The sequence below is a fragment of the Aestuariivivens sediminicola genome, from assembly GCF_022662015.1.
In the GTDB taxonomy this organism is placed as follows: Bacteria; Bacteroidota; Bacteroidia; order Flavobacteriales; family Flavobacteriaceae; genus Aestuariivivens; species Aestuariivivens sediminicola.
In genome coordinates this window covers 25,292-50,090 of the sequence record NZ_JAKMCM010000005.1, presented here as the reverse complement: position 1 = coordinate 50,090, position 24,799 = coordinate 25,292, and the positions used below count along the sequence as shown (strand labels likewise).

Genomic DNA, 24,799 nt, shown 5'->3' with positions numbered 1-24,799 from the left:
TTATTTGCTGCTATTAAGTTTATAAACGGCTTCCGCGAATTTTATACCCAGATCAATGTATCCCTCGCTGTTGTAATGCCAGGGATCGGAATAGGAGTAGCCCTTAGTCTCTCTAACAATAGCGGCATTCTTATCCCTTCTCACAAATGTTTCCTGAGCATGCTGAACTAATTCTCCATACGTCCATGTTTTCCCTCTGTTATCCATCCCCGAATCGGAAATTTTCCCGATAACCACTGGAATATCATCGTCTCGGAAGGCAGAACGAATCAAATCCATTAGTCTTTTGAGGTTGGCATAATACCGAAGTGCAATGGCTTCCGTAAGTACTGTATCACTTTCGCCCTGCATCCAAATAATACCACTTGGCATCAAGATATCTTCGATCCCGTTACCGTTAATATCCTTTATTTTAAAAGCATCGACTAACGTCCTAAGGAAATGGTCAAATTGATTTAAGCCGCCGTTGCCGCGATAGTCCATTTCCCAGGATCCAAAGTTACGTGCTGCAAGACTGTCAATAGACGATCCTCCTCTGGCGTATTTTATCAAAGCTATTTTCTCATCCGGATACAACGTCTGTAGTTTTTTAGCAAAGGACAACTCAATTCCAAACTTATGAGAATGCCTGTTGTTGATACCATCCGATTTGAATCCCGCACCGTTGCCCGGTTTGAGTTTTTCCCATCTCCCCAATCCGCCATCAGGATTTTCATCTTCCATTGGAACACCATGATAAATCCAGACCTGATCATTGGTCATGCTGAGGGAATCCGGTAATTCAGTGTTAAGTCCATGCCCTTCCATATTGGACTGACCACCCAGAAAGTAGAGCTTAAACCTTTCTTTTTCCATGTTCTGACCTGATGCCCAGGATACCATGAGAGACATCAAAATCAACATATAGCGATTTTGCAACACCAACATTAATAGTATATTAAATTAATCGTTTCTAAACTGTATTCGACATCCTGTAGCAATCATATTTCCTTCTGGTATGCTCCAATGCGAGCACCATTTTAAAAACCTCAACGCCTGAATTTAACCCCATTTGTAAAATCCCCTATCTTTACTTGTAATGAATTTTCATCCAATCTTTCACCAAACCAGGTGATATTCTCTAAGGTCACATCGGTGACCTGATGTGCTTCATCTGCACCCGTAATCCAAATGTAATACCAACCTTCTCTTGCTTCACCGGTCAGAGCCAAATTTTTAAAGTACAGGTTACGCATTCTGCCGGGCACCTGCCTTTTCATGTACTGATTAACCGTTGGTTTTAAACGAATCCATTCGAAGGTACGTTCTCCATTCTGCTTTGGATAATCAGCATAGAGCCTGACATTTTCAACCCTTACATTCTCTATGGACATCTCCTCTCCGGGTTCAAAAAGAAACGGGCTCATATTAAAATGTATGATCTCTAAATCGGATAGCGTGATGTGCCTCATATAAGGAGCACGGCTTTCATGGCCAAGGAGGAAAACACGCGCCCTGTCACTCCAGAGAATACAGTTTTCAACAACTATGTTTTCAACATTGTCATTGGCCGAACCCAGTGTAATGCCCTTCATGGCAATACAGTCATCATCCGTACGTATAAAACAGTCGCCGATATAAACGTCCTGTGAGTTACAGGGATTAATCCCATCGTCATTCGGGTTTTTACTGCATACCATTTTAACATTGGTAATGTTAACGCCTTTACTATTGTACATAGGAATGGTCCAGCTCCACGACCCCCTGAGAATAATCCCTTCAATGGAAACATTTTCAGCATCCCTTATACCAATCATATTGCCTGGCCCCTTTTTCCACTCCCAGTCATTCCCACATAAGATTCCCCTTCCCTTTATCTTGATGTTTTTCCCTGACACAGCAACACCGCTCTTGACGACAGCACCTCCTGCGATATAAAGCGTCTGGCCTGTTTTGAGTATTATTTTTTCGGGCTTATGAATACCGGGGCCATAATATATCACATCGGGATCATCTATTTTTGGAGGATCTATCTCGAGAGGGTTAGCAAAAATCAAAAGGGGTTCCCGCCTGCCGTTGGGTTCTATAGAAAGTTTACAGGGCCGGTCAATACTGAAGGTCAGCGTATTCCCTTCTATAACAGGTTTAATTCCGGCAGACAAAGGACGAATGACTACCTGATCAAAAGATGTGTTTAAAGCAGAGACCTTTATGGTTACACTGCCAGAAAAATCGAAATAACTGAACGAGTAGGGCCCTCCAACATCTTTCGGGTCCAAGGTCCATGGTGGACGGTTTTCAATAGCAGCAATCTGGGCCAGATAGATGTCCACAGCCTTCCCATTAACCTCCAACCGATAATCTTTTGAAAGGTCCTCATCTGAGGGCGCGGGATAAATGGTTAACCCGGAATTCGAGGAAATTAACCGCGTCATATTTTCTGTTGTTCTTTGGCCTTGGGTCCTATTGTAAACAGTTCTTAGGACATATATACCTGATAGAATTAAACAGGTTACGGCCATTACAAAAATTTTCCTAGTGCTCATCACTTAACTTTTTGTAAAACGACTTCTAAAAAAGTGCGTTTCAATAATTTCAATTTAATCAAAAAAGCAGCGTTTTGAGTTCAAAAAAGGGAAGGTTTTTCAGCCTTCCCTTTTCATAACTAACTCAAACATTGAGGTAAAAACTAAAACTAACTACTTAATCAAAATTTTTAATATATAATTTTCATCTTTAATCTGCCTGCAACAAGGCCACCTTCCATCGTTCCACTTTATTTCACGCTAAACTCGAACACCTGAGATTCCGAACTATTGTTTTGCTCGTCTCTAGTAATTATTCTCCAATAATAGGTGTTTCCTGAGCTAACGGTTACTGTAAAGCTTGAATCGCTTGTTGTGGTTATCTTGTTATCAGGTGAACCGACGGTGTCAAAATACACGTCGTATTCTTTTATATCGTTATCCACATCTTCCGCTGTCCAGTCCAGCAGGGTACTTGTTGTAGATGCGCTTAACTCACTGTATAACCCCGGCTCCAAAAGTTCCGCCGGAAAGGGTGCGTAGGACGATTGGGCCTCACCTGCGTTATAAAACTTCCACACACTGCTCTGGGCCGTTTGTGAGGTCACATTTTTTGAAACGACATACCATGAATAAGGCGTCCCTTTTAAAAGAGTGACGCGCTTCTCAGATTCAGTCGTATTGTAATTTACAGTAGATTGGGTCGTTAAATTCTTTATAAATAATTGATATGAATCCGTGTTGTTGGCGTTATACCAATCAAAGGTCACTTCAGTTTCTGTACTTGATACATCAGCCCCTTCAGTACATTCCGAATTATTACTAGGAAAAATAAGATTTGCCGCCACAGGAGGGGTCTCGATCTTCGGATCAGGATCGACGGCATCGTCACCACCACCACTACTGCAATTGAATACGAGCATACAATAGAATAAACTAACTGTTATGTATATAAAAAATCGCTTCATTACTGTTTTATAATTTTTAAACTTTTAGTATATGTTTCAGATGCAACTTGTATTACATACATCCCATTGGTCAGTCCGGAGGTATCAACAGTTAACACGGGCTTTCGGGTTATCTGGCTATACACCTCATTCCCCAATAGCGACACTATTTTAACAGAGACTGTGTTATTATCCGATTCACCAAAGAATAGGGACACATGATCTGCAACGGGATTTGGGAACAAGAACAATTCCCTGCCGTAGAAAATCGTTTCCTCATATTTCCCCTGACAATTTTTATCTGTTTCAACAGTAATCTTGTTTTCTCCGGCTTTTAACTGCAACTCTATAAAAGGATTTTTAGTTTCAGTTGACACCCCATTAAGATTCACTTTGTAGGTATCGCTGCCATTCATATTTAAAGAAACAACACCCTTGTCCTTATTTACTTTAGATAAAACAGATAGCTCTTCGGGTTGGTTAATGGTGACATTGAAACACTGCCCAAAACCGGGTTGATCTTGAACACTAATACATATTCTATAGTCGCCGGCACTTAGGCCTGCTTTTGTAAGGGACATGGTAAACGTATCGGTGCTATTATACCCATTGCCCGTAATTACAGCTGTATAGTTTAAAAAACGCACAGCAGATATACTGATGCTGCCGTCATTCCTATTTCTGCATGTTTCGCTCACACCTTGTATTTTAAAATTGGTAACCGGTAAGGCAAAGTTTTCAGCCAAAAAAGACCATGCCTGCAGTTCATTACATACATTGTAATTTAAGGTGACCACATCATCTGAGGATGCATCCGCTCTTGCCAGGGCCTGAGTTTGACAATGTTTTGGTCTAAGCACAAAATTCCCGTTTGTGAGTTGCTCTACCTTCCAAATCTGACTATCTCTGGAGTCGTCTGCAGTTTCGCTGAGAACCAGGCTCCCCGAAGTACAATTGGAATTTTCCACAGCCAATCTGCCTCCGCAACAGGCATGCGTTATCCTGTATTCATTATTCCCTAAATGGGTGACATCCCATCGTTGATCCTCGAAGCTGTCCGGGGACACTAGTACGCCGTCAAAACCACTGGCGCTCGTCGCGGCCAGATTCCTATTATTGGACATATTCCTTATAGCGTATCGTCCATCTGCCAACAATTGATCGGTTGTCTCCAAAAGTCCCTTATTAAAAGTCAGGGTTCGATAGGACAAGGTTCGTCTCCCATCCGACTGAAAATTGTTTCCATAATATAAGGTAACCGTCTGCCCACCCTCAGAACTATTGGTGCCGACTACAACGGGGTACCAGGTTTTTGAACCTTCGTCCAGCAGCAGCTGGGGTTCCTCCCAAACCTCACCGTCTTCACTTGCAGATATATAGAGTTTTTCATTCCAGCCGTGAAAAACAATGATAAATTTTTCGAGATAGGTATTCCAATGCACTGATGGATTGGCTCCAGGTCGACCTGACAACCCATCGATAGGCGAGTGAAAACCCCCGATTCCAGGCTGGGAGAAAGAACCGTTGTACCATTTCATCCATGTCCCCGGCGCACCGGCAGGGTCCTCAGATATGGCCATACTCAGATTGACACTCCCAAATACAGGCGTATAGTAACAATAATATCTGTTCTTCAGGTGATTGTAAATAACGCATCCATCACCCAATCCGGACCAATCTGGTGTGGCAGGTTTATCGTAGAAATGTTTCAAAATTAATTCCGGTGTTCCCCACGTCAAACCGTTGTCTTCCGAATAGGCCACTCCAATCGATTTATATGCCGTGCCTCCATAGGTGCTGCGCGGGTACCAGTGGGATTCTGCATGGAAAAACCCTGCAAGTCGCCCGTCATCGAGTTTTCTCACACCAATGAACCACATACCGCCATCATTAAACCCGTTCGAAGTGCCGTTATTCGGTTCTCGTCCACCAAATACTGCCGTTGCCGGATCCAGTTGTCCCACGTGATTCTGCAGCAACGGCGAACTGGCAATGCTCCTGTAATTTTCGAACATGGCCCAAAATGCATAATAGTTCGAATCAATCTCCAAAACACTAATGCCAGCATCCGGGAAATAGCCGCCTATGGCACCCGGAAACATCGACTGACTTATGGTCGACGGGTTGTCATCAAGTGAAAAAGACCAACATTGACCGGATAATCTCATGGTAGTCAAAACCATGAAAGCAATAAATATCAGGCCCTTAGGGTATTTTAATTTTATTTCATATGCGAAAGACGGGATCATAAGTCATTTTATAATTAGGTCCGTTATGTTTAATCTATCCATTTCATATTGTAATTACATCCATCGTATCCCACTTGGTCATTCGTATGGTTTTCACAACGTCCTTCAAACACAATAACACCAACATGAAACGTCATTCTTTATAATCATTTACAGCCCTTTTGATTGGACCTATCGGTTCAGTGTTTATACCTTTTCTTCAGGCGTATCATTTTAGCTCCGTGGGATGGAATTTCAGCATTGAACCCGTATTTAAAATCACCTAGATCTTCATGCTTCCACAGATCCCTTAGTGCAAAACTGTCGGCAGCCAATTCTGGAGCTATCATCTCCCACTGAACGGCAACTTGCTGTCGGCTTGAGGCGCGATTAAATAAAATGATGCAATAGTCTCCGTTATATAAATTTTTACACCAAACCTCGCTGTCGCCATAATCAAAAATTTTATAGCCTTGTTGCCCTAATTTGTCCTGATTAATAGCAATAACTTCTGTGTTGGTTAATATTTCAATGGTATTCGCATCCATATTTCTTAAATCGTTTCCCGCAATGAGCGGTGCATTTAAAAGCGCCCAAAAACTAAAATGGGCTTTATATTCTGTATTGGTCTGCCTTCCATTGCCTACCTCCAGCATGTCCGGGTCATTCCAATGTCCCGGCCCGGAATATTTCTCAAGACCCACCTGTTTGTCCAGTATGATACTCCATCCTAAAAAGTTACCATTGATTTCACCATCATACCAGTCTCTGATGTCGTAGGTTGTGCGCCATAAATGACCAACATCTCTTGCCCAGGTCCAGGGCTTGCTCAACCCCCACTCGCAGATACTGAATATCATCGGTCGTCCGGCTTCCTTTATCGCCTCACTCATGGCAGTATAGGCTGCAATGGGTTCAATCCCCTCAGTAAAACACCAGTCGTACTTCAGATAATCCACGCCCCATTCTGCATAGGTTTTCGCATCAATGCGTTCCATGCCATGACTTCCCGGCCGTTCCTGACATGTTTTTGTGCCTGCACAGGAATAAATACCAAACTTCAATCCTTTCCCATGCACATAATCCACAAGCGCTTTGATCCCGGAGGGAAAGCGCTCCGGATCCGCAACAATCTTGCCGTTTCCATCTCTGTCAATTTGCCAGCAGTCATCAATGACAATGTATTGATATCCGGCATCTTTCATACCAGAAGCCACCATGGCATCAGCAATTTCCTTTATGAGTTTTTCGCTAACATCACAATTAAATTTATTCCAGCTGTTCCATCCCATTGGGGGTGTCTGGGCCAAACCATCAAATTTCTGGGCATGTCCCAGACCCATGCACAAGGTGATCACCAGTGCAAAACTATATTTCATCATTAGTATCGAATTCTGTTTAAAACTTAAATTAATACCCTTCATTTTGGATTAACACCCCATCACTAATCTGTATTTGCGATTGCGGAATGGGGAAGAACACATGATGTGGCTGAATGTTATTTGCAGCCGGCGATCGCTCCAGAGATTCTGGTGAATTAATGCTCTTCACCGCATCAATCAATTTCCCGAATCGCACCAGATCGTGCCATCTGTGACCTTCATAGCAAAGCTCAAATTTTCTTTCGTCCAATACAGCGTCCTGAAATTCATTGAAAGAGAGGCCGGTTGGTAAATCGGCTACCGCACTGGGCATAGTCATATCCACACCAAAGCCTCTTCTTCGTAACCTGTTAATGGCCTCATATGCTTCTGCGTTAGGAGCACCATTACTTCTGTTAATGGCTTCGGCGTAGGTAAGTAGGATGTCGGCGTAACGCGTTAATGGGAAATCGAAAGAGCTCTGCCATTCAAACCAGCCTGTGCCACCGGGTCTGTCCTCAGGGTTTGGTGCATGTCGCCATTTAAACGCATACTTATTCCCATCGTTGGTAGGTGTCGTATTTCCATCGGCATCTATAATCCTGTAATCAACAATATTATAATCCCGCCTTAAGTCGTTCGGATCGTAAGCATCATAATGCTCATTAAAGGTCCTGAATATATTATAGGTACGCGCAAAGGCCCAATTCCCCGGAATACCATCCCAGGTGCCCACCTGACCTCCTTCACAATTGCCGCAAAAGGCAAACTGTACACTAAAAATATATTCACTGGTATATTCATTTTCCAATTTAAACACATCTTCATAATTTGGTAAAAGCGCGTAAAGGCCACTGTCCATCACCTCTTTGGCCTTTTGAGCAGCAAGCGCGGCCGCAGTGTCATCTTGAAGTGGAAATCCGGACATTTGAAGATAAGCCTTGGCGAGAAAGGCCGTAGCTGCATAACGTTCAGCCCTTCCATTTTCATTGCTGATTGGTAATAATTGTTCGGCCGCCTGAAGATCTTCTATGATCTGAGCATACACGTCAGCTATGGACGCTCTTTCAAAATTAACTTGTGAAATATCGGTTACTTCTTCCGTTACCAGAGGAACCCCTCCATAATACCTTACGAGTTGGAAATAATAAAAGGCCCTTAAAAACCGTGCTTCACCCTCGATACGATTTCGTTCCGCCTGAGGCATATCAATATCCCCGGCGCGTTCCAATCTGGTAATCACGGTATTAGCACGAGATATGCCTTTATACTGGAATGCCCACACTCTATCCGGAACCTGGGATACCGGTGTAAAGGTATAATTTGAGAGTTCAACACCATATTGTGCAAATGATGCCACTATATAACCCTCATCGGTTCCTGCACGTCCCATACAAAGCAAGCCCCGGAAATAGGTCCCAAAACCGGAATCATCCTGATGGTTACCTAATATGTCGTATGCGCCGGTTAGGGCCAGATCGAAATCTACCTGAGATTGAAAGAAATTAGATGTTGAAATATTGTTTTTAATTTCGACATCGAGAGCAGAATCACAAGAAAAAATCATCAGTACTGCTATAAATAAAGCTTTTTTCATTTTTTAGAATTTTTTAATTTAAAAATCAAGGTTTAAACCAAAGGTTATGGTTCGAGATCTCGGAAATGCACCATAGTCAAATCCACTCGACAGGACCGAACTTCTGCTGCCATCACCCTGATTGGTGCTTACCTCAGGATCGTAGCCTGTATATTTCGTAAATACTTTTAAATTATCGGCAGATACGTAACATCTCAAACTGTTAAGACCTATTTTATCCGTAACAGAAGCAGGAAAATTGTACCCCAGTCTAATGTTTCGAATCCTCAAAAAAGAGCCGTCTTCTACAAATGTGGAGGCCGAGACCAGGGAGTTAAACCGCGCATATTGTGTGCTGTTCGGGTTTTCAGGCGTCCACCGATCAAGGTATTTGGTAGACTGGTTGCTACCCCCTCCTATAAAGCGCTCGGTTCTTGTTCTTGTGGCATGAAAAACATCATTCCCAATCGAATATTGAAGAAGAATGCTTAAATCTATACCCTTATAACTGAATGTATTGTTAAGCCCGCCAAAATAATCAGGCAAGGTATTTCCGATCACCACCCTATCGTCGGCATTAACAATCCCATCTCCATTGACATCTCGAAATTTAATATCGCCTGCCTGCTCTCCAACACCACGACCCGCGACTATTAGATCTCCAGAGGAATCAAAATCTTCTGGCTGATAAAGCCCTTCCTGAATGTATCCAAATAAGGCTCCTATTTCACCTCCTTCTTCTAGAATAACCTCATCTTTAATCACATTGTCAAAATTAGGATCGACATAAATGGGCTGCCCGCCCTGTCCTAAATCTTTGATCTCACTGGTACCATAAGTGATGTTAAAATTGGTTTTCCATTCAAAATTTGAAGTCTTAACGTTCACCGTATTCAATGAAACTTCAAGCCCCGAATTCTGCAATTCTCCAATGTTCTGGAAGGCAAAATCAAATCCTGTAACATTTGGTATTGGTGTTTGCAGAATCAAATCCTTAGTCTTTTTGATATAATAATCGGCTGTAAGTGCAACTCTATCCTTGAATAGGCTCACATCAATACCGGCATTAATCTGTTGGGTTGTTTCCCAGGATAAATCTTCATTAGCCAGATTCGCCGGCGATTGCCCCGGCACTTCGCTGTCATTAAAGTTGTAGTTTGTATTGCGCAATTGAGAGAAGGCCCCCAGCGTTGATACATTGGCATTACCTGTTTCGCCTATACTGGCTCTTAACTTAAGCAATGAAATGTCTTCGATATTTTTCATAAAGTCTTCTTCAGACAAATTATAGGCTATGGCCCCTGAATAAAAATTTCCCCATTTGTTCGTTTTAAAACGTGAGGTTCCATCACGACGCCCGCTTACCGTTAGAATCAGTTTGTCTTTGAAGGTATAATTGGCACGCAATAAAAAGCCTATTAATTTTAAATCGGTAACGTCGGAAATATTTCTGAAATCTGCGGCAGCGGCCAGCTGATTATAGCCAAGAAGTTCGTTGGCGAAGGTGACATTCTCAGTCCTCAGGAATTCAAAGTGACTGTCCTGAATGGTTGCTCCTGCAACCAAATCCAACCTATGGTCGTCACCAAACTGATTTTTATATGTAAAAATGTTTTCGTTTATCCAGCTCCTGTTGAGAAAGGAAGCCACAATGGCGCGACCAAAGACCAGGAATCCCGATGGGGTATTCTTAGGATAATACTGTTGATCCTTCCCGTTAAACATATCCACACCGCCACTTACCCTTAAATTAAGTTTTTCGGTAATATCCCATTCCATAAAGCCATTCGCTATAAACCTGCTGAGGTTTTTATTTAGCTGTGTGTTTTTGGCCAAATTTTCGGGATCACCTAAATAATTGTTGACAAAATCATCCAACAGCACCTGTTGCACACCTGCCCTTCTGAAATAGGCCTGGGTATCCTCATCCAAACGTAAGGGTGAGGCAATAAACGCTCCCATAACGGCACCAAATGCCGTACCTTCCCTACCGTCGGTTGGCACCCCGTTGTTGGAGATATAGTTATAGCTCAGGGAAGTGCCAACTTTTAAATTGTCACGCAGTTTCTGGTCTAAACTGAGTTTAAGGTCATATTTTTCAAAATCGGTTTCAATGATAATGGATTCGTCGTCAAGATACGAACCGGAAAGCAGGTATCTCGTATTATCGTTACCTCCCTGAACAGAAATAGAATGGCTTTGAACGACCCCTGTTTTGTAGATTTCGTCCTGCCAGTTTCTGGACCTCATATTCTCATCAAACTGATAAGCTGTACCATCCTCTAAATTGGTATAGAGTTGGTTATTCGGATTCTGTTCCTGCTGATATTGAATATATTGGGAGAGATTCATGACATCATAGGATCCCTGCACATCGCGTACACCGTAATAGGAGGTATAGTTGACTTTCGGAGCACCCATTTTTCCTTTTTTAGTAGTAATTAGGATGACCCCATTGGCCCCTCTGTTTCCATAAATAGCGGTCGCAGAGGCATCTTTTAAAACTTCTACCGATGCGATGTCGTTCGGGTTGATAAACGAGAACGGACTAATCTGACCGCTAAACTGTTCGAGTCCGCCTCCTCCACTGGTAGTGACTTCAAAAATTGGAAACCCATCTATAACGATTAGCGGTTGGGTATTTCCAGTGAGCGATGATATTCCTCGGATATTCATATTTGCTGCAGCACCAGGTTGTCCACTGCTACTTTGAATGAGGAGTCCCGTGGCATTTCCTTGCAAGGCATCTTCTATTGTCGTAATCGGACGTTCTTCAAAAGATTCAGGTTTAATGGATGCCACGGATCCGGACAAATCCTTTCTGGTAGACGTACCATAACCAATGACGACGATCTCATTTAAGGTATCGCTCGATGGCATCAGTTGCATATTTATGGTGGTACTATTGCCTACGGTAATTCTGGATGCTTCATATCCCAAATAGGTAACTATCAGAACATCACCAACCTTGGCTTTGATCGTATACTTCCCGTCAAAATCTGTAACCGTCCCTTTATTTGTTCCTTCAATAAGAACATTGGCTCCTATTAACGGTGTCTGGCTTTCGGCATCTACAACGCTACCTGATATTGACACTTCCTGTGCAGATAACTGTATGGTGAACATTATAAAACTCAAGAAAAAGAGTTTTTTCTTTAAATTTTTCATATAATCTATTTTAAGTTGGTTTATTTAGTCTAGTTGCTGTAATCTGACTTCGTCTATAAAAATGACATTTGGAGACACAGGTCCGCTTAATTCGATATCCGGGAACGTATTCAATCCCACATCGTATGGCAGGTCGTTTAAGGTAAACTGTGCTTCATGGTACTGCCAATCCGTTGTCACGTTTATTCCATAAATACCCTGGGAGTAAAAGCCCTGATCGGGATCCCCGTTTTTCCAGGCGTCAGGCCACCACGACGGAATCTGATTGGAAAATCGAACGAAAGCAATGGAAGTTGCTGTTTGAGCCTTTATATAAAAACTGATCTTATAGGTTTTACCTTTATAAATTACGGCGTTATGCGCCCGTGTATCTCGCGTAATCATATTCCAGGTACTGCCTCCGGGATAAGCTACCCGCGCTGTATTCTCAGTGTCATTGGCGCCTCCGGCAACCGTTGTCAGGCTCCCTGCAGGCCAGCCTCCGCCTCCCAACCAGGTTTGCCACCAAAATGGGGAATCGGGATTCTCGAAGCCCTGGGCTTCTGATGTCCATAGATTAGGCGGACCAATGGAAACGGGAATCGCATAGGAGGTGGTAATGTCATCAAAAGATCGAGAGACCGTAAGAGAAACGGTGATTTCACGCTCTGATGGCCATGTTACAACCGGATTCCTTTCGGTAGATGTAGCCGGTGATCCTCCCGGAAATACCCAAGACCACCCATCAGGATCGCCTTCACTGGTATCTGTAAATTGTATTGGAATGTTCGCTCCGGTTTCAGCATACGTAAAGCTGGCCACAAGTTCAGGTAAAATTTCAATACTGAAGTTTTGGGTTTCCTCTGAACCATCCGAGAAGGTCACGGTTAAAGAACAGTTTTTCATACCGGCCTCAGGGAAACTTACAATAACCTCAGGGCTGGAGGAACTCAGTGGATCACCTCCTTCGAATACCCAGCTGCGGCTTACCGCTCCTAAAGATAAATCGGTAAACGTAATGTCATCGTTCACCACAGCTCTTTCAGCCGAGACCCTCGACAAAAATTCTTTTTCCCTTGGTCCTTCAACGGTTGCACCTTCATCACATGAATGGACTAAAAATAGCGCCATTATAAGGCATACCTTTTTAAAAAAGTCAAGTAAACTTCGCTTCATAATATTTAGTTTAGTTGTTAAGTTAATTTCGTCAGGAAAGCATGACTGCTCCTTAACACCTAAAATTAAATGCGGACTGAAACATGGCGTAACACTCATCAATCAAAAATTGACACACAGTGTTCATTTTTATAGAAATTTACAAGACAAGAGTAAATGCGAAAACGATGCGTGGAAAAAACAGCTTATTCCTCCTTTGAATTGCTGAATTTGGTCTTGTAGGTTTTTGGCGTGCATCCAAACTCAGACTTAAAGGATCGGGTAAAATAGGAACTGTTTGAGAACCCGACGCGATCCATCACCTCAACAACAGACGAACTGTCCTGACCTAAAATTTGTGCAGCTCGTTTTAACCTGACGGTTTTAATGAAATTAGATATAGATAAATTTGTTAATGCCTTAATTTTGCGATAGAGCTGCGATCTGCTCAAGCCCACATCCGCACATAACATGTCAACACTAAATTCTGTATTCGACATATGCTTTTCTACACAATCGAGACACTTTTGCAATATTTTCTCGTCCAGTGAAGTTACCGTTACATGCTGTGGTTCTGTTAAGTAGTCCTTTTTGAAATTTTCTCTTAGTTTCCTGCGGGAATCAATAAGGTTATTAGTTCTTACAACGAGCAACTCTATATTAAATGGTTTGGTGATATAGTCGTCTGCTCCTGTATTGTAACCGTCCAGTTTATAGATTAGCGAGGTCCTGGCAGTCAGTAAAATAATAGGAATGTGACTCGTATGTATTGAGGTCTTCAGTTTCCTGCATAACATAATACCATCCATCTTCGGCATCATGACATCGCTTATGATAAGGTCGAAGGTTCTTTTTGAGGTGATGTTCAATGCTTCCTCCCCATTATTGGCCTCATAGACATTAAAATATTTTGACAAATTATCTTTAATGTATCGTCTGAGATCATCATTGTCCTCCACAACCAATATATTACTTTTTCCTCCATCCTCCGGAATAGTCACTTGATCTTCCAAGGACACCAGTTGTTCGGTTGGTTTATAGTATTCAGGTCTTTCGGATTCATAGGATTCCAGAACAATCTCGTCCTCATTAAGGTGTTCCTTACCGAGAAGAAGTGTAAATTTAAAGACCGCATACTTATCAGTTTCACTTTCTGCCCAAATTCTTCCCCGGTGTTGTTCTACAATGAACTTACTCAAGGAGAGCCCGATACCTGATCCTCGGTGCTTGGTATGGTTGTCTATTTGGTAATAGCGTTCAAAAATATGTGAGATCTCATGCTCCGGAATACCTATGCCGCTGTTGTAAACCGCAACCTCAACGGTATTATCCAGTTCATTTTTAGTACAACTTACACGAATTGTGCCTTCATCGGGGGTGAATTTAAAGGCATTGTTCAGTAAGTTGAATATCACCTTTTCCAATTTGTTTCTATCGTACCATAAGATAATTTCTTTCACATTGGAGCTGAAGGAATAGTCTATATCCTTTTTCAAGGCTATGTGCTCAAAAAAGAGTGTTATTTCATTAACGAAAGAGACCAGATCGCCTTTTGAGGCATGCAGGCCCATTTGTCCCTTTTCGTATTTACTGAAGTCCATAATTTCATCGGTTAAACGCATAAGCATGTTTATATTGCGATGAGCCAGGTTTATTTTGTTTCTGATTTTCATGCCAATGTTCATATCGGCCAGCAGTTCCTTTATCGGTCCAACGATCAGTGAAAGTGGTGTGCGTATTTCATGGGAGATATCCGTAAAAAAACGTAGTTTAATTTGATTGACTTCCTCTTCCTGCTTACGCAGAACGCTCTCCAGCTGAAGCCTGTTTTTTTCCTGAACCCGAATTAAGGAATACTTTCTGAAAAGCAACAATAATCCGATTATGATTAGTGCATATAGGGCATATGCCAATCCGGACAACCACCATGGCGGACTAATACTTATGCCCATGCTAATGGGTGGGCCCCATATGCCATCGGAATTGGCTGCCATGACTTTTAATGTATAATCACCGGTGTTGAGGTTGGCATAGGAAATGGAACGTTGGTCACCTGAGGTTAAAGTCCAGTCCTCATCTGCTCCTTCCAGTTTATATTTGTAACTGTTGCTTTGGGGCGAAGTATAATGAAGTGCCGAAAATCCTAATGTGAAATTATTCAAACTGTGTTTTAGGGTAATTTGATTGGTATGGCTTATGGATTTGGAAAGAATAATATCGTTGTCAATTTTTTCGAAAGGCTCAACATCATTATTGTAGATTTTAAGTTCCGTAATACAGACCCTGGGAGGTACGGGGTTGTCCACAATACTATCGGGATTAAAAATATTAAATCCGTTTATGCCCCCAAAAATCAAATCGCCTCTCTTATTTTTGAATGCCGACCATATTTTAAAGGAATTGCTCTGTAAACCATCTTCGACCGTATAGTGCCTGAAGGTATTGTTCTGATAATTAAACTTGGTAATGCCTTCCCCTGACAACCACAGGTTCCCTTTAGAATCTTCCAATAGTCCTTCAACATCATTGTTAACCAGACCGTTGTTCTGTGTATAGGCCTCAAAGGTGAACTCAGTATCGGCACTGCTCCTGCCGCTCATCATCCTGTTGAGTCCGCCGCCAAGCGTACCCACCCAAAGCTGACCGGATTGATCTTTATGTAGAAAAGAGATATAATTCGCTGTTAATCCATTATGATTCTTAGGATCATGGTATATTTTATTAAGTGCAATTAAGGAATCGTTTTTAATGCGCATTTTGTTCAAACCATTTCTGGATCCCACCCATACCAGCTTGGTATCGTGTTCAATATGTTCAATCAAGATATCAGATATCAAATCAGCCGTTAAGGCCATATCGGTTTTATCCAAACCGTAACGCTTAATGGTGCCTTTTTCATAGGAACCGATCTTATCCGGAATGAATTCAATGAGTCCGCGATGGGTGCATGTCCATACATGTCCATCGTTGTCAATTACAATTTTAAACACGCTCACCGGTTCAATATTCCATCTGGAGAGCAAATCGGTATATTCTGGTCGTTTTCCCTTTAATATGTTTTGCTGTGCCATCGGATCCAGCAGGTACAACCCTCCCCAGGCCCCCACCAGAAGATTGTTACTTTCATCCGGGCAGAGTGCAGAGATGTTATTATGGATAAGGCCTTCATCACTGATGAAACTATCAAAAGTACGGATCTTACCACTGATGCGATCCATAATATTCAGTCCACCACCTCGTGTGCCGATCCAAAGATGACGCTCATTGGTCTCATTAAAACATATGATGACATCACTGTTTATGGAATTATCGCTGTCGGGTCTGATTTTATAGAGTTCAAATTTTTTCTGTCGCGTGTTAAATTGATTGATCCCTCCGCCCAGGGTACCAATCCATAACACACCGGAATAATCTTCATACAGAGATGACACTTCATTGTTGCTCAAACTCTGACCCAGCATTTTGTTTTTCTGATAGTGTTCCACACCCCCCGATGTATTTAATTTGAACACACCATGATTTCTTGTTCCATACCAAAGATTATTGCCGTGGTCGTATGCAATGGTAAGTACCTCTTCCGATCGCAGTCTGGAAAAGGTCTTAGTGGTTTTATCAAATCTATAAAGGCCTGAGTCCATCCCCAGGTATAGCACATTACTGTTTAGACGGTCCTTGAGTATGGCATTGACAGCACCATATTCATCGGATCCATAATATAAATGACTTTTGGTCATGGTATTGAATGAAATGAGCCCTTCGCCTGTTCCAATCCAAAGGGTTTCCCTGCCATCTTTTACTATGGTATTGACAAATGTGTTGGGATTTAGATGGTGTTTAAATGCATTGTTTTCGAGTTCATTCAAACCCCTGTTGGTTCCTACCCAAATTTTTCCATTAAGGTCTTCAAAAACAGCCGTTACCAAGTTGCTGCTAATACTGTTTTCATCCTTAGGATCATGCCGCATTCTAAGAAGTTGATGCGTGGTAAGATTCAATTTATTTAAACCTCCAAGTTCGGTCCCTATCCATAAATTGTTGTCATTATCAGTTAAAAGCGAAAGAATTCTATTGTTGCTTATACTATTGCTGTCATCCTGGCTGTAACGAAACACTTTGGTCTCGTACCCGTCAAACCTGCACAATCCATTATAGGTTCCAAACCACATAAAACCCAAGGAGTCCTGGGCTATACTGGTCACATCGCTATGGGGCAAGCCTTCATTGATAGACAATTTTTTAAAATCGACATTCTGAGCATTCACGAGACATGAGAGGATGCATAATCCTATAAAAACAATATGTCTGATGTATATGGTCATGATCAGCTAAATATATTAAAAATATCCAATGCCTAAGTAATCGCCTTCAATTGAACATTACTAACAAATAGTGTGTGGAAAGGGTTTTCATTAAGGAGATTTCGTGTAAATAGAATGGCCCTTATCGCCACCTGCCAATAAAAAGGCCACTAAATCACTTAACTCCTTCTCATTTAGCGTATTTATTAAGCCGGGGGGCATGGAAGACAAGGGCGACGGTTCCTTTTTAAGCAGGTCGCTCTTTCCAATACGGGTGGTGATGTCCGGCGAAAACGGATTTGTGCTCAATGTGATGTCCTGATCTGTTTCCTCGATAAATCGCCCTGTAACGGTTTGTCCATCCTTTAAATAGTAAATGGCATCCCTGTAGCGATCTGAAATGGTCTGTGACGGATTTACAATGGCTTCGGCGATATCCTTAACCGTAAAACGTGTGCCCAGCTGGGATAGCTCCGGACCCACACTACCGCCCATGCCGTTAATCTGATGGCAGGCAACACATAAGGTAGCCCTGAACAAATTATCGCCACGTTCAAAGTTTGCATTAGCGCTATTTTGGGCAAAGGCGTTTACCACCTCGTTAACCGTCCAATTGCGCCCCGGCCCTTCCGGAGCTTGCACATCCTTCATGAGATCTTCCATGTCATTCATGGATGCCTCACCCAGGGATTCGAAATAGGCCCGGTCCGCTTCCGGAACATTGGTCAGTGCCCTCCTCTGGATTGCTTTTATAAAATTAGTGTACTGTAATCCGCCCTTTTTAGTAAAGGCTTCACTGTACCATCTGAAATACCGTTCGCGAAGCGCCTTGGTCCATCCTGTCTTTAGTTCGGCCAAACTCTTGGCATAGCTGATATGCTGTTGGTTGGGCATTTGCTTCAACATGTTCTCAACATCCTGCCCGTATTGCGCACTCCGTTTTGAAATGTCCGACGACAGGTACATCCCCTTAAACTGATCGGTAATCGTGTCCTGTTCCATCTTAGATATGGTGGGTTCCAGAATTTCGGGCAGGTCCAGATAGCTCAACAAGGCGACCAACTGTTTGTTGATACCGCTTGTTTCTTTGAATAAAAACGGTAATAATTTACGAGATAAGGCGTTCTTAAACGTGGTATCCATATCCTGATCCATGCGTACGATGAGGAGTTCTATGGCTCTTAAAAAATCCGTCTTTTCGGTCGTGTTCAAGCTGGTCCAATCCAATTCAATCAGGGCACTCAAGGCCAGTAGTCGATCGCTATCCTCACCCTGATGGGCTATGGCAATCGCCATAGCGATTTTTCGCATGGCATCCTCCTGTATTGTGATGTCGGCTCTCCAACCAGCCATATCCTGATTCTCAAGCGCCACTCTGGCGGAAAAACGGATATAGCGGTCTTCATGATTCAGGTTTTCAATAAGAAAATCTATTTTACGCGTATCTTTCTCCAATTGAAGGTGCTCAATGGTCTTCCTCAAGGCCCGTTTCTTTTTTCCGGATCGGTTCTCTTTTAAGGGTATGACCTCATGTTTTAGATCGCCGTTGTAGGTCACTCTATAAAGTGCCGATTCCAATCGTCTGCCTCCGGTTAAAAAATATAAGGCCCCGTCATTTCCCACCACGCCATTTGTTAGGGGTAAGGGGACACCAGACAGAAACTCGGTGATTTCGGCCGTATAGCTGCTCCCGTTAGGGCTTAGGCTTACAAAGTACATGGTGCCGTAACTCCAGTCGAACAGGTAGAGGCCATCCTGATAATATTCCGGGAATTTCAACCCTTTACCATAGAGAACGCCGGTCGGGGAACCCTGTCCCATGTTGACTATCGCCGGAAGATTATCCGGATACTCCGCAGCAAACTTACCTGTTCCCGTACGCCATCCAAAATCACCACCCTGTGTTAAATGACAAAGCCGAATGGGGCGGTACCAGGGCATTCCCATGTCGTATTCCATGTCAGAGTCAAAGCCAAACAGTTCCCCATCAGGATTGAAAGCCATGTCATAGGTATTGCGCAGACCGACATTGATGATGGTCCAGTCCTTCCCTTCAAAATCGGTTTTCACCACCCAACCCCCTGGGGCTTTGACATCATTCGCATGTCCACTGGGATCTTTTATGACAGGTAACAGGTTGTCCTCTCCCCATTGTTTTGGTACGGCACTCCCTAGATCTTCGGGAATCTTTGTATGATTGCCCAGGACGATATACAGCGATTCGCCATCCGGTGCCAGTGCGATATTGTGGGGGCCATGCTCGCCATCGCCGTCAAAAGCACGTAATAGCGTTACCGTATCGAATGCATCATCCTTATTGGTATCGGTGATCCTGTAAAACCCGCTTTGTATACCCATCTCATTGTTGGTCTCGGCATTGACGACGGCATATAACACCTCATCATGCCACAACAGGCCCTGGGCCATCCCGATTTGAATAGCCAACCGTTTTACCTGGACGCTGTCTTGATGTTGTTCCCGATCTGGTAAACTCACCCTGTAAATAGTGCCATATTGATCGGAGGCGTACAAACGGCCCTCTTCGTCTTTAGTAAGGCTTACCCATGAGCCTTGCTCATGGGCTCCGGGACGATACAAGGTCTCTATGTTGAATCCCAAGGGGAGGGTGACCTCATTGATGCTGATGGTCTCCGTTATCGGAACGGGTTTATCATGACAGGCCATTAGTAAACATAGGACCGGAAGGAGCATATGGGTTCTGTTGATGATCATCTTAAGTAAGCCTGTTGGCATTGCTTTTTGTGTTAGATTTTAAATATACAGAATTTCTGAGTGTTTATTGATAAATTATCGCACGCCCTTATAGGCTTCAATATCAGAAGTCCCCAAAAGATTCATTCGGATAAAATCCGCTGAAAACAGCAGTGTTTACAGGGCTTTAGAAACATGCGGAAGAAATGGGCATTTCGTGCCTATGTTTTGTCCGATTCCTGCTTATGTTTTTGTCATTCCCTGCGCATAAAATTTAAGATGCACAGGCAGCGGGTTTTGGGGCCGTGGAAAAGCAGCTCTGAGCGGTTGTTTTTAAATCGTAAAGGTATCCAGAAATCAGACACATAAAAGTAGCACCATAAGCCATTATGCCGAATGAATAAATTTTCATTACTTGTGATACCATCCATAAATCATTAAATTATGAATTTCAGAAAGGCCAAAGCAGACGATCTTATCCCCATTGTACAAATGCTCTCGGATGACGGCTTAGGTCAGACCAGAGAACAATTTCAAATCCCCTTACCAACATCCTATATTGAGGCTTTTAAAAACATTGATGCTGATCTCAATCAGGAACTGATCGTCGTTGAAAACGAAGACGCGGAGGTCGTGGGCACCTTGCAGCTGTCCTTTATTCCATATTTAACCTACCGGGGCGGCATTCGTGCACAGATTGAAGCTGTCCGAATTCGAAAAGATCAGCGGGGTCAGGGGATCGGTCAAAACCTTTTTGAATGGGCCATTAACAGGGCCAGAGAACGGAAGGCGCACTTGCTGCAGCTCACCACGGATAAGAAAAGACCGGAGGCCTTAAAATTCTATGAGCACCTGGGCTTTAGAGCCACTCATGAAGGCATGAAAATGCATTTATAGCATAAGGCAATGCAATACCTCGTTAAATTCCCCTACTCATCAGAGGTCCTTATCCCTTGCTCAAGTGACACGGATAACACAATAAATAGTTTTAAAAAGGCATTATGGCCGTTTTGCTATGAGTAGCCCGGTTAATGCATTAACCAAATCCTCTTGCGCCTCAGCATTATTAATGGTCTCATCTCCCGTTGTGGAATGATCGTATAATTCTACATATCCGTCATCATGAAGCACAAGCCGATGCGTTTCAGTCCTGATGGTTTTTGCTTTTGAGGTGTAGGCTATCGCCGTTTTCTTTTCGACATTCTGACCACTAAAAAGCGGTTTCAATGAACTGCCCTGAGCAAAATCCGGAATACCTATTCCGGTCATCTCACACAGGGTTGGAAAAATGTCAAGTGTCTCCACGATGTTATCAATGTGCTGTGGGGTCGACACATCCGTTGGATCAAAAATAATAAGGGGCGAACGCAGGGATTCCTCAAACAAACTGTGCTTGCCCCAAATGGCATGTTCTCCCAAATGCCAGCCATGATCTCCCCAAAGTACGACAATGGTATTCTTATCGGCACCGGTTCGCTTGAGTTCTGCCAGAATCTTACCGACCTGTGCATCGGCATAGGAAACACAGGCGGCATAATGTCGTCGTACCTCCGCTGCAAAGATCGAATCTGTATTCGGGTCCTTTCCCCAACGATTGTATTTCATAAATTCATGCGATCTGTGCCAGGTGGTTCGCCCTTCGGGTTTCTCGGGGTGTGGAATCTTTGGAAGGCTTACGTCCTGATAGGCCTCGTAGTACGATTTTGGTGCACCAAAAGGCAAATGGGGTTTTATAATGCCAACAGCAAGAAAAAAGGGCTGGTCCTTTTTTGTGGTTAATGCCTGCAGCTGGTTCAGCGCTTCGGCCGTTATCAGATCATCCGGATAGATGACATCTTCGCCTTCAGCCGATTGATACACATCCATTTCATCAGCTTTGGTCCTTATCTCTCCATTGGCCAGACCGTGCATAGCACCACGGGGATGCCTCCATGGGCCTACAGGCATCAGGTGCCTGTCCCAGGCATGAGGCATTTCAATAAGGGTACTGTCGTTCCAATCTTTCCCGCCCCTGCCTCCGGGATGATGGGACACCTTCCCCACGGATACTGTTGTATACCCATGTAATTTGAACCACTCGGGCATACTTGGGTTGGTCTTGATGGCGCTGTCCTGTAACCATTGGGCTCTTTGAAACAGGGCGTCATTCGTGGCAGGTCCATATCGTCCGGTTAACAGGGTATATCGTGAGGGACCACAACTTGGGGCATTGACATAATGCCTTTGAAATGCCATCCCCTTTTGCGCCAGCTTGTCGATGTGAAGCGAACTTATATATGGAGCGCCGAAGGATTGCAGTTCCGGACGCAGGTCATCCACACAGATGAGCAGGACATTCGGCTTGAGATCCGGATTGGTCTCATTGCAGCCTGACAACAGGAACAAGAGCCCCCATATGGCAGTGAACCATTTCACTAACGCGAACCAATTAGGTCTAAGAATGTTTGTTCTGATTTCGGTTAACATGTGTATTCTATTATTCTATTTCGACTTTTGGTTCCTGATCTAAATAGCCGAGGGATTGCAAAAAGGTGTCCGAGGCCATTACTGTTTTCCTGTAATGTTCAAAATTCCTGTCACGATTAAAAAACCCATGACCCTGATCCTCATACAAATAAAGTTCGCAGCGACTGCCTACCTTTTCCATGACCTTTTTATAGTATTGCGCCGTTTCTACCGGCACCAGGTGATCCTTGGTTCCCAAAAAGAAAATGGTGGGTGGCGCCCCGGACATTATATTATGAAGCGGGGAAAAGCTTTTGTAGGCTGTTTTTATTCTATCATAGCCATAGCCTCCCGGACCATTGTCTATAACCGGATTAAAAAGCACTAAGGCATTGGGCGCGGGACTGATACCAGGGTCATCCGTAGGTGCATCATAATCCTGTATGATGGCGCATGCCGCTGCCAAATGACCTCCGGCCGACCCCCCGGCCGCTATGATTCTTGAAGAATCGATACGGAATTGATCGGCCCGCTGCCTTATGACACGTATCGCCGATTTCGCATCTTTCAAAGATTCGAAGGGCGTTGCTTTATGCCTGCTTAAAACCCTGTAATCCACCAGAAAACAAACCATGCCTCTTTTTGAAAAATACCTGGCATGGGGTTCAAATTGCTCGACACTTCCTCCTATCCACCCGCCGCCAAAAAAGAATACCATGGCGGGATATTTTTTTGTGTCCTCCGATGGACCTGGGTAATAGACCTCCATATATAACTTAGTGGTGTCGACCTGTTTATACAACACTTTTTCCTGGGAAAAACCGGAAAAATGGAAGGCAAGAAGAAGTACCAGGAATGAATGTAATTTACGCATTGCTTGAGGTATTTAAAACAGTACCAGGGATCATATAAACGCAAATTGAAATTCTTGCACCTGGCATGATATTATTGAGACCCTTTAAAAGTTTAAAGAAATCGCTATGCCCTTATAACTATTCGCCCTATTAAATCCTAGGGCGCCATTCTGTAACTGAATCCGGGCTTTCCTTTTGTGTTTCCCTGAGGCAATAAAAAATGGTATACTCGCCACGGCCACAACACTACCTCCAACAAAGAGCCACTCAACAACTTCACTCTCTTCTTTGTTCGGGTTGATGCTGTCCAAAACATAATCCGCTCCTCCTCCAAGGACAGATCCCGCAACCATGGCCACACCACTCCCCAGGGCAATCCAGCCTATAAGGTTATTGGTCTTCTTTTTTTGAATGTGAAAATCATAGCGTTCCTGAACCGACATGTCGGTAGTATCCAATTTCTGAGCATGTAAAGATGTTAAGCCAAAAACTAAAATGAGCAATGGTAGTGCCTGTAGTTTCATTTGATTTATGTTTAAGTCAGTTAGTCTATCTCCAAATCTATAATTTTTTTGATTAAATAGAAACTCCGGCTGGCTGTAATCCAATTTTAAAATGGAAGCACCCAACTTCCCAAATTGTACTTTACCAAACTTAAACACAGCAATGATTCGAATCCTCGCCCTTTCATACCTGAAATGGCTATTGCATAATTCATAGGCACAACCGATTTTGCTTATGATTTCTTTTTTTATGACACCACAAAACTGATGGATATCATTTAGTACCTGTTTGAAAATAACTAAGTTCAAGGCTCTCTAACTCTATATTAACAAACTAAAATCACTTAACATATTTAATCATTATGAAACAATTGTATGTATTAATCGGACTTACTCTGGTTTTTATGGCGTTTACGTCATGTGAAACAGACCAGATGACCGCCCCTGAGAATGTAACTACTTTAGATCAAGCAGCATTTAAAAACAGTAAAGCAGATAAAAAGATGACCGGCTTTGATCAATGGGGTTACAACTGGAATGCTCATCATTTTAATGGGTATTTAATTAATGCCGTTCTTGGAGATTTTTTATTTATAGATTATCCCCATTATCAATATCCTCCTTACACAGGAGAGGGAATGCCCTATTGGGACGAATTGGTTGGCTATTTTGATTATTTTGTCTATTTCATGCCGCCTGAACTGCTGGATTGCAAATTAGTCATGCACTGGAATGAAAAACTAATATCTCATGAGGGTGTTTATCCCGAAAAATGGATGGATTCCAACGGTTGGATAACATTTCATTTTATGTATGATAAAGACAACGAAAAATGGTCACATTTTAGAAGAATGGTGGCCGCCAGATCTACAGATTATGTTGAAAATGGCATGTGGTATAACAAGGATGGCATTGAACTGGGGGTTGCAACCGATGTTTGGCCTGAACTTATTATTAACCAAGTTATCAATACGGGAGATGTGCCCTACTTATTTTACAGAACCGATCCATATCGTAGTCCATACTCCCCAGGTTATGGAAAATATAAATTAAACGATTAAACAAAATT

The 24,799-nt window shown here is 42.9% G+C and carries 15 protein-coding genes; 2 read left to right on the top strand and 13 right to left on the bottom strand.

Features of this window, described 5'->3' with window-relative positions; translation table 11 throughout:
• The 10 genes from MR041_RS11770 to MR041_RS11725 form a co-directional block, all read right to left on the bottom strand.
• Window positions 1-903: a sialate O-acetylesterase gene (locus tag MR041_RS11770; RefSeq protein WP_242094164.1), complete on the bottom strand. Its 903-nt coding sequence runs from the start codon at window positions 901-903 to the stop codon at window positions 1-3.
• Between the two features lie 125 nt (window positions 904-1,028).
• Window positions 1,029-2,414 carry a glycosyl hydrolase family 28 protein gene (locus MR041_RS11765; RefSeq protein ID WP_242094162.1) on the bottom strand — a complete coding sequence of 462 codons (1,386 nt, stop codon included), beginning with the start codon at window positions 2,412-2,414 and terminating at the stop codon, window positions 1,029-1,031.
• A 341-nt stretch (window positions 2,415-2,755) separates the two neighbouring features.
• Entirely contained in the window at window positions 2,756-3,472 is a 717-nt protein-coding gene (locus MR041_RS11760) for a hypothetical protein (RefSeq protein ID WP_242094160.1), read from the bottom strand.
• Complete coding sequence (locus MR041_RS11755) at window positions 3,472-5,700, bottom strand: T9SS type A sorting domain-containing protein (protein WP_242094158.1); 2,229 nt, start codon at window positions 5,698-5,700, stop codon at window positions 3,472-3,474. Before MR041_RS11755 ends, MR041_RS11760 begins: the two co-directional genes overlap by 1 nt.
• 179 nt (window positions 5,701-5,879) lie before the next feature.
• Complete coding sequence (locus MR041_RS11750; protein WP_242094157.1) at window positions 5,880-7,061, bottom strand: glycoside hydrolase family 27 protein; 1,182 nt, start codon at window positions 7,059-7,061, stop codon at window positions 5,880-5,882.
• A 28-nt stretch (window positions 7,062-7,089) separates the two neighbouring features.
• The gene (locus tag MR041_RS11745) at window positions 7,090-8,637 is read right to left on the bottom strand and encodes a RagB/SusD family nutrient uptake outer membrane protein (RefSeq protein WP_242094155.1); all 1,548 of its coding nucleotides are present in this window, start codon (window positions 8,635-8,637) and stop codon (window positions 7,090-7,092) included.
• 18 nt (window positions 8,638-8,655) lie between these two features.
• A complete protein-coding gene (locus MR041_RS11740; RefSeq protein WP_242094153.1) occupies window positions 8,656-11,784 on the bottom strand; it encodes a SusC/RagA family TonB-linked outer membrane protein in 3,129 nt (1,042 codons plus the stop codon).
• A gap of 24 nt (window positions 11,785-11,808) precedes the next feature.
• Window positions 11,809-12,939, bottom strand: a complete 1,131-nt coding sequence (locus MR041_RS11735) for a PKD domain-containing protein (RefSeq protein ID WP_242094150.1) — start codon at window positions 12,937-12,939, stop codon at window positions 11,809-11,811.
• Window positions 12,940-13,124: 185 nt separating this feature from the next.
• A complete protein-coding gene (locus MR041_RS11730; RefSeq protein ID WP_242094148.1) occupies window positions 13,125-17,237 on the bottom strand; it encodes a hybrid sensor histidine kinase/response regulator transcription factor in 4,113 nt (1,370 codons plus the stop codon).
• A gap of 90 nt (window positions 17,238-17,327) precedes the next feature.
• Window positions 17,328-19,970 carry a c-type cytochrome gene (locus MR041_RS11725; protein ID WP_242094146.1) on the bottom strand — a complete coding sequence of 881 codons (2,643 nt, stop codon included), beginning with the start codon at window positions 19,968-19,970 and terminating at the stop codon, window positions 17,328-17,330.
• Window positions 19,971-20,372: 402 nt separating this feature from the next.
• Between MR041_RS11725 and MR041_RS11720 the strand changes: the two genes are divergently transcribed.
• Window positions 20,373-20,825: a GNAT family N-acetyltransferase gene (locus MR041_RS11720; protein ID WP_242094144.1), complete on the top strand. Its 453-nt coding sequence runs from the start codon at window positions 20,373-20,375 to the stop codon at window positions 20,823-20,825.
• Between the two features lie 102 nt (window positions 20,826-20,927).
• Here the strand turns inward: MR041_RS11720 and MR041_RS11715 are convergent, their stop codons facing one another.
• From MR041_RS11715 to MR041_RS11705, 3 genes are all read right to left on the bottom strand, one after another.
• Window positions 20,928-22,394, bottom strand: a complete 1,467-nt coding sequence (locus MR041_RS11715; protein WP_242094142.1) for a sulfatase — start codon at window positions 22,392-22,394, stop codon at window positions 20,928-20,930.
• A 10-nt stretch (window positions 22,395-22,404) separates the two neighbouring features.
• Window positions 22,405-23,247, bottom strand: a complete 843-nt coding sequence (locus tag MR041_RS11710; protein ID WP_242094141.1) for an alpha/beta hydrolase — start codon at window positions 23,245-23,247, stop codon at window positions 22,405-22,407.
• Between the two features lie 84 nt (window positions 23,248-23,331).
• Window positions 23,332-23,751, bottom strand: coding sequence for a hypothetical protein (locus MR041_RS11705; RefSeq protein ID WP_242094139.1), 420 nt, complete (start codon window positions 23,749-23,751; stop codon window positions 23,332-23,334).
• A gap of 341 nt (window positions 23,752-24,092) precedes the next feature.
• Here MR041_RS11705 and MR041_RS11700 point away from each other — a divergent pair, with 341 nt between their 5' ends.
• On the top strand, window positions 24,093-24,791 hold the full coding sequence (locus MR041_RS11700; protein ID WP_242094137.1) for a hypothetical protein: 699 nt from the start codon (window positions 24,093-24,095) through the stop codon (window positions 24,789-24,791).
• Window positions 24,792-24,799: the final 8 nt, after the last annotated feature.

Coding starts and splice junctions, on each gene's coding strand:
- MR041_RS11770 (WP_242094164.1), bottom strand. CDS start 903: ATGTTGATTTTGATGTCTCTCATGGTATCCTGGGCATCAGGTCAGAAC.
- MR041_RS11765 (WP_242094162.1), bottom strand. CDS start 2,414: ATGACGCGGTTAATTTCCTCGAATTCCGGGTTAACCATTTATCCCGCG.
- MR041_RS11760 (WP_242094160.1), bottom strand. CDS start 3,472: ATGAAGCGATTTTTTATATACATAACAGTTAGTTTATTCTATTGTATG.
- MR041_RS11755 (WP_242094158.1), bottom strand. CDS start 5,700: ATGATCCCGTCTTTCGCATATGAAATAAAATTAAAATACCCTAAGGGC.
- MR041_RS11750 (WP_242094157.1), bottom strand. CDS start 7,061: ATGATGAAATATAGTTTTGCACTGGTGATCACCTTGTGCATGGGTCTG.
- MR041_RS11745 (WP_242094155.1), bottom strand. CDS start 8,637: ATGAAAAAAGCTTTATTTATAGCAGTACTGATGATTTTTTCTTGTGAT.
- MR041_RS11740 (WP_242094153.1), bottom strand. CDS start 11,784: ATGAAAAATTTAAAGAAAAAACTCTTTTTCTTGAGTTTTATAATGTTC.
- MR041_RS11735 (WP_242094150.1), bottom strand. CDS start 12,939: ATGAAGCGAAGTTTACTTGACTTTTTTAAAAAGGTATGCCTTATAATG.
- MR041_RS11730 (WP_242094148.1), bottom strand. CDS start 17,237: ATGACCATATACATCAGACATATTGTTTTTATAGGATTATGCATCCTC.
- MR041_RS11725 (WP_242094146.1), bottom strand. CDS start 19,970: ATGCCAACAGGCTTACTTAAGATGATCATCAACAGAACCCATATGCTC.
- MR041_RS11720 (WP_242094144.1), top strand. CDS start 20,373: ATGAATTTCAGAAAGGCCAAAGCAGACGATCTTATCCCCATTGTACAA.
- MR041_RS11715 (WP_242094142.1), bottom strand. CDS start 22,394: ATGTTAACCGAAATCAGAACAAACATTCTTAGACCTAATTGGTTCGCG.
- MR041_RS11710 (WP_242094141.1), bottom strand. CDS start 23,247: ATGCGTAAATTACATTCATTCCTGGTACTTCTTCTTGCCTTCCATTTT.
- MR041_RS11705 (WP_242094139.1), bottom strand. CDS start 23,751: ATGAAACTACAGGCACTACCATTGCTCATTTTAGTTTTTGGCTTAACA.
- MR041_RS11700 (WP_242094137.1), top strand. CDS start 24,093: ATGAAACAATTGTATGTATTAATCGGACTTACTCTGGTTTTTATGGCG.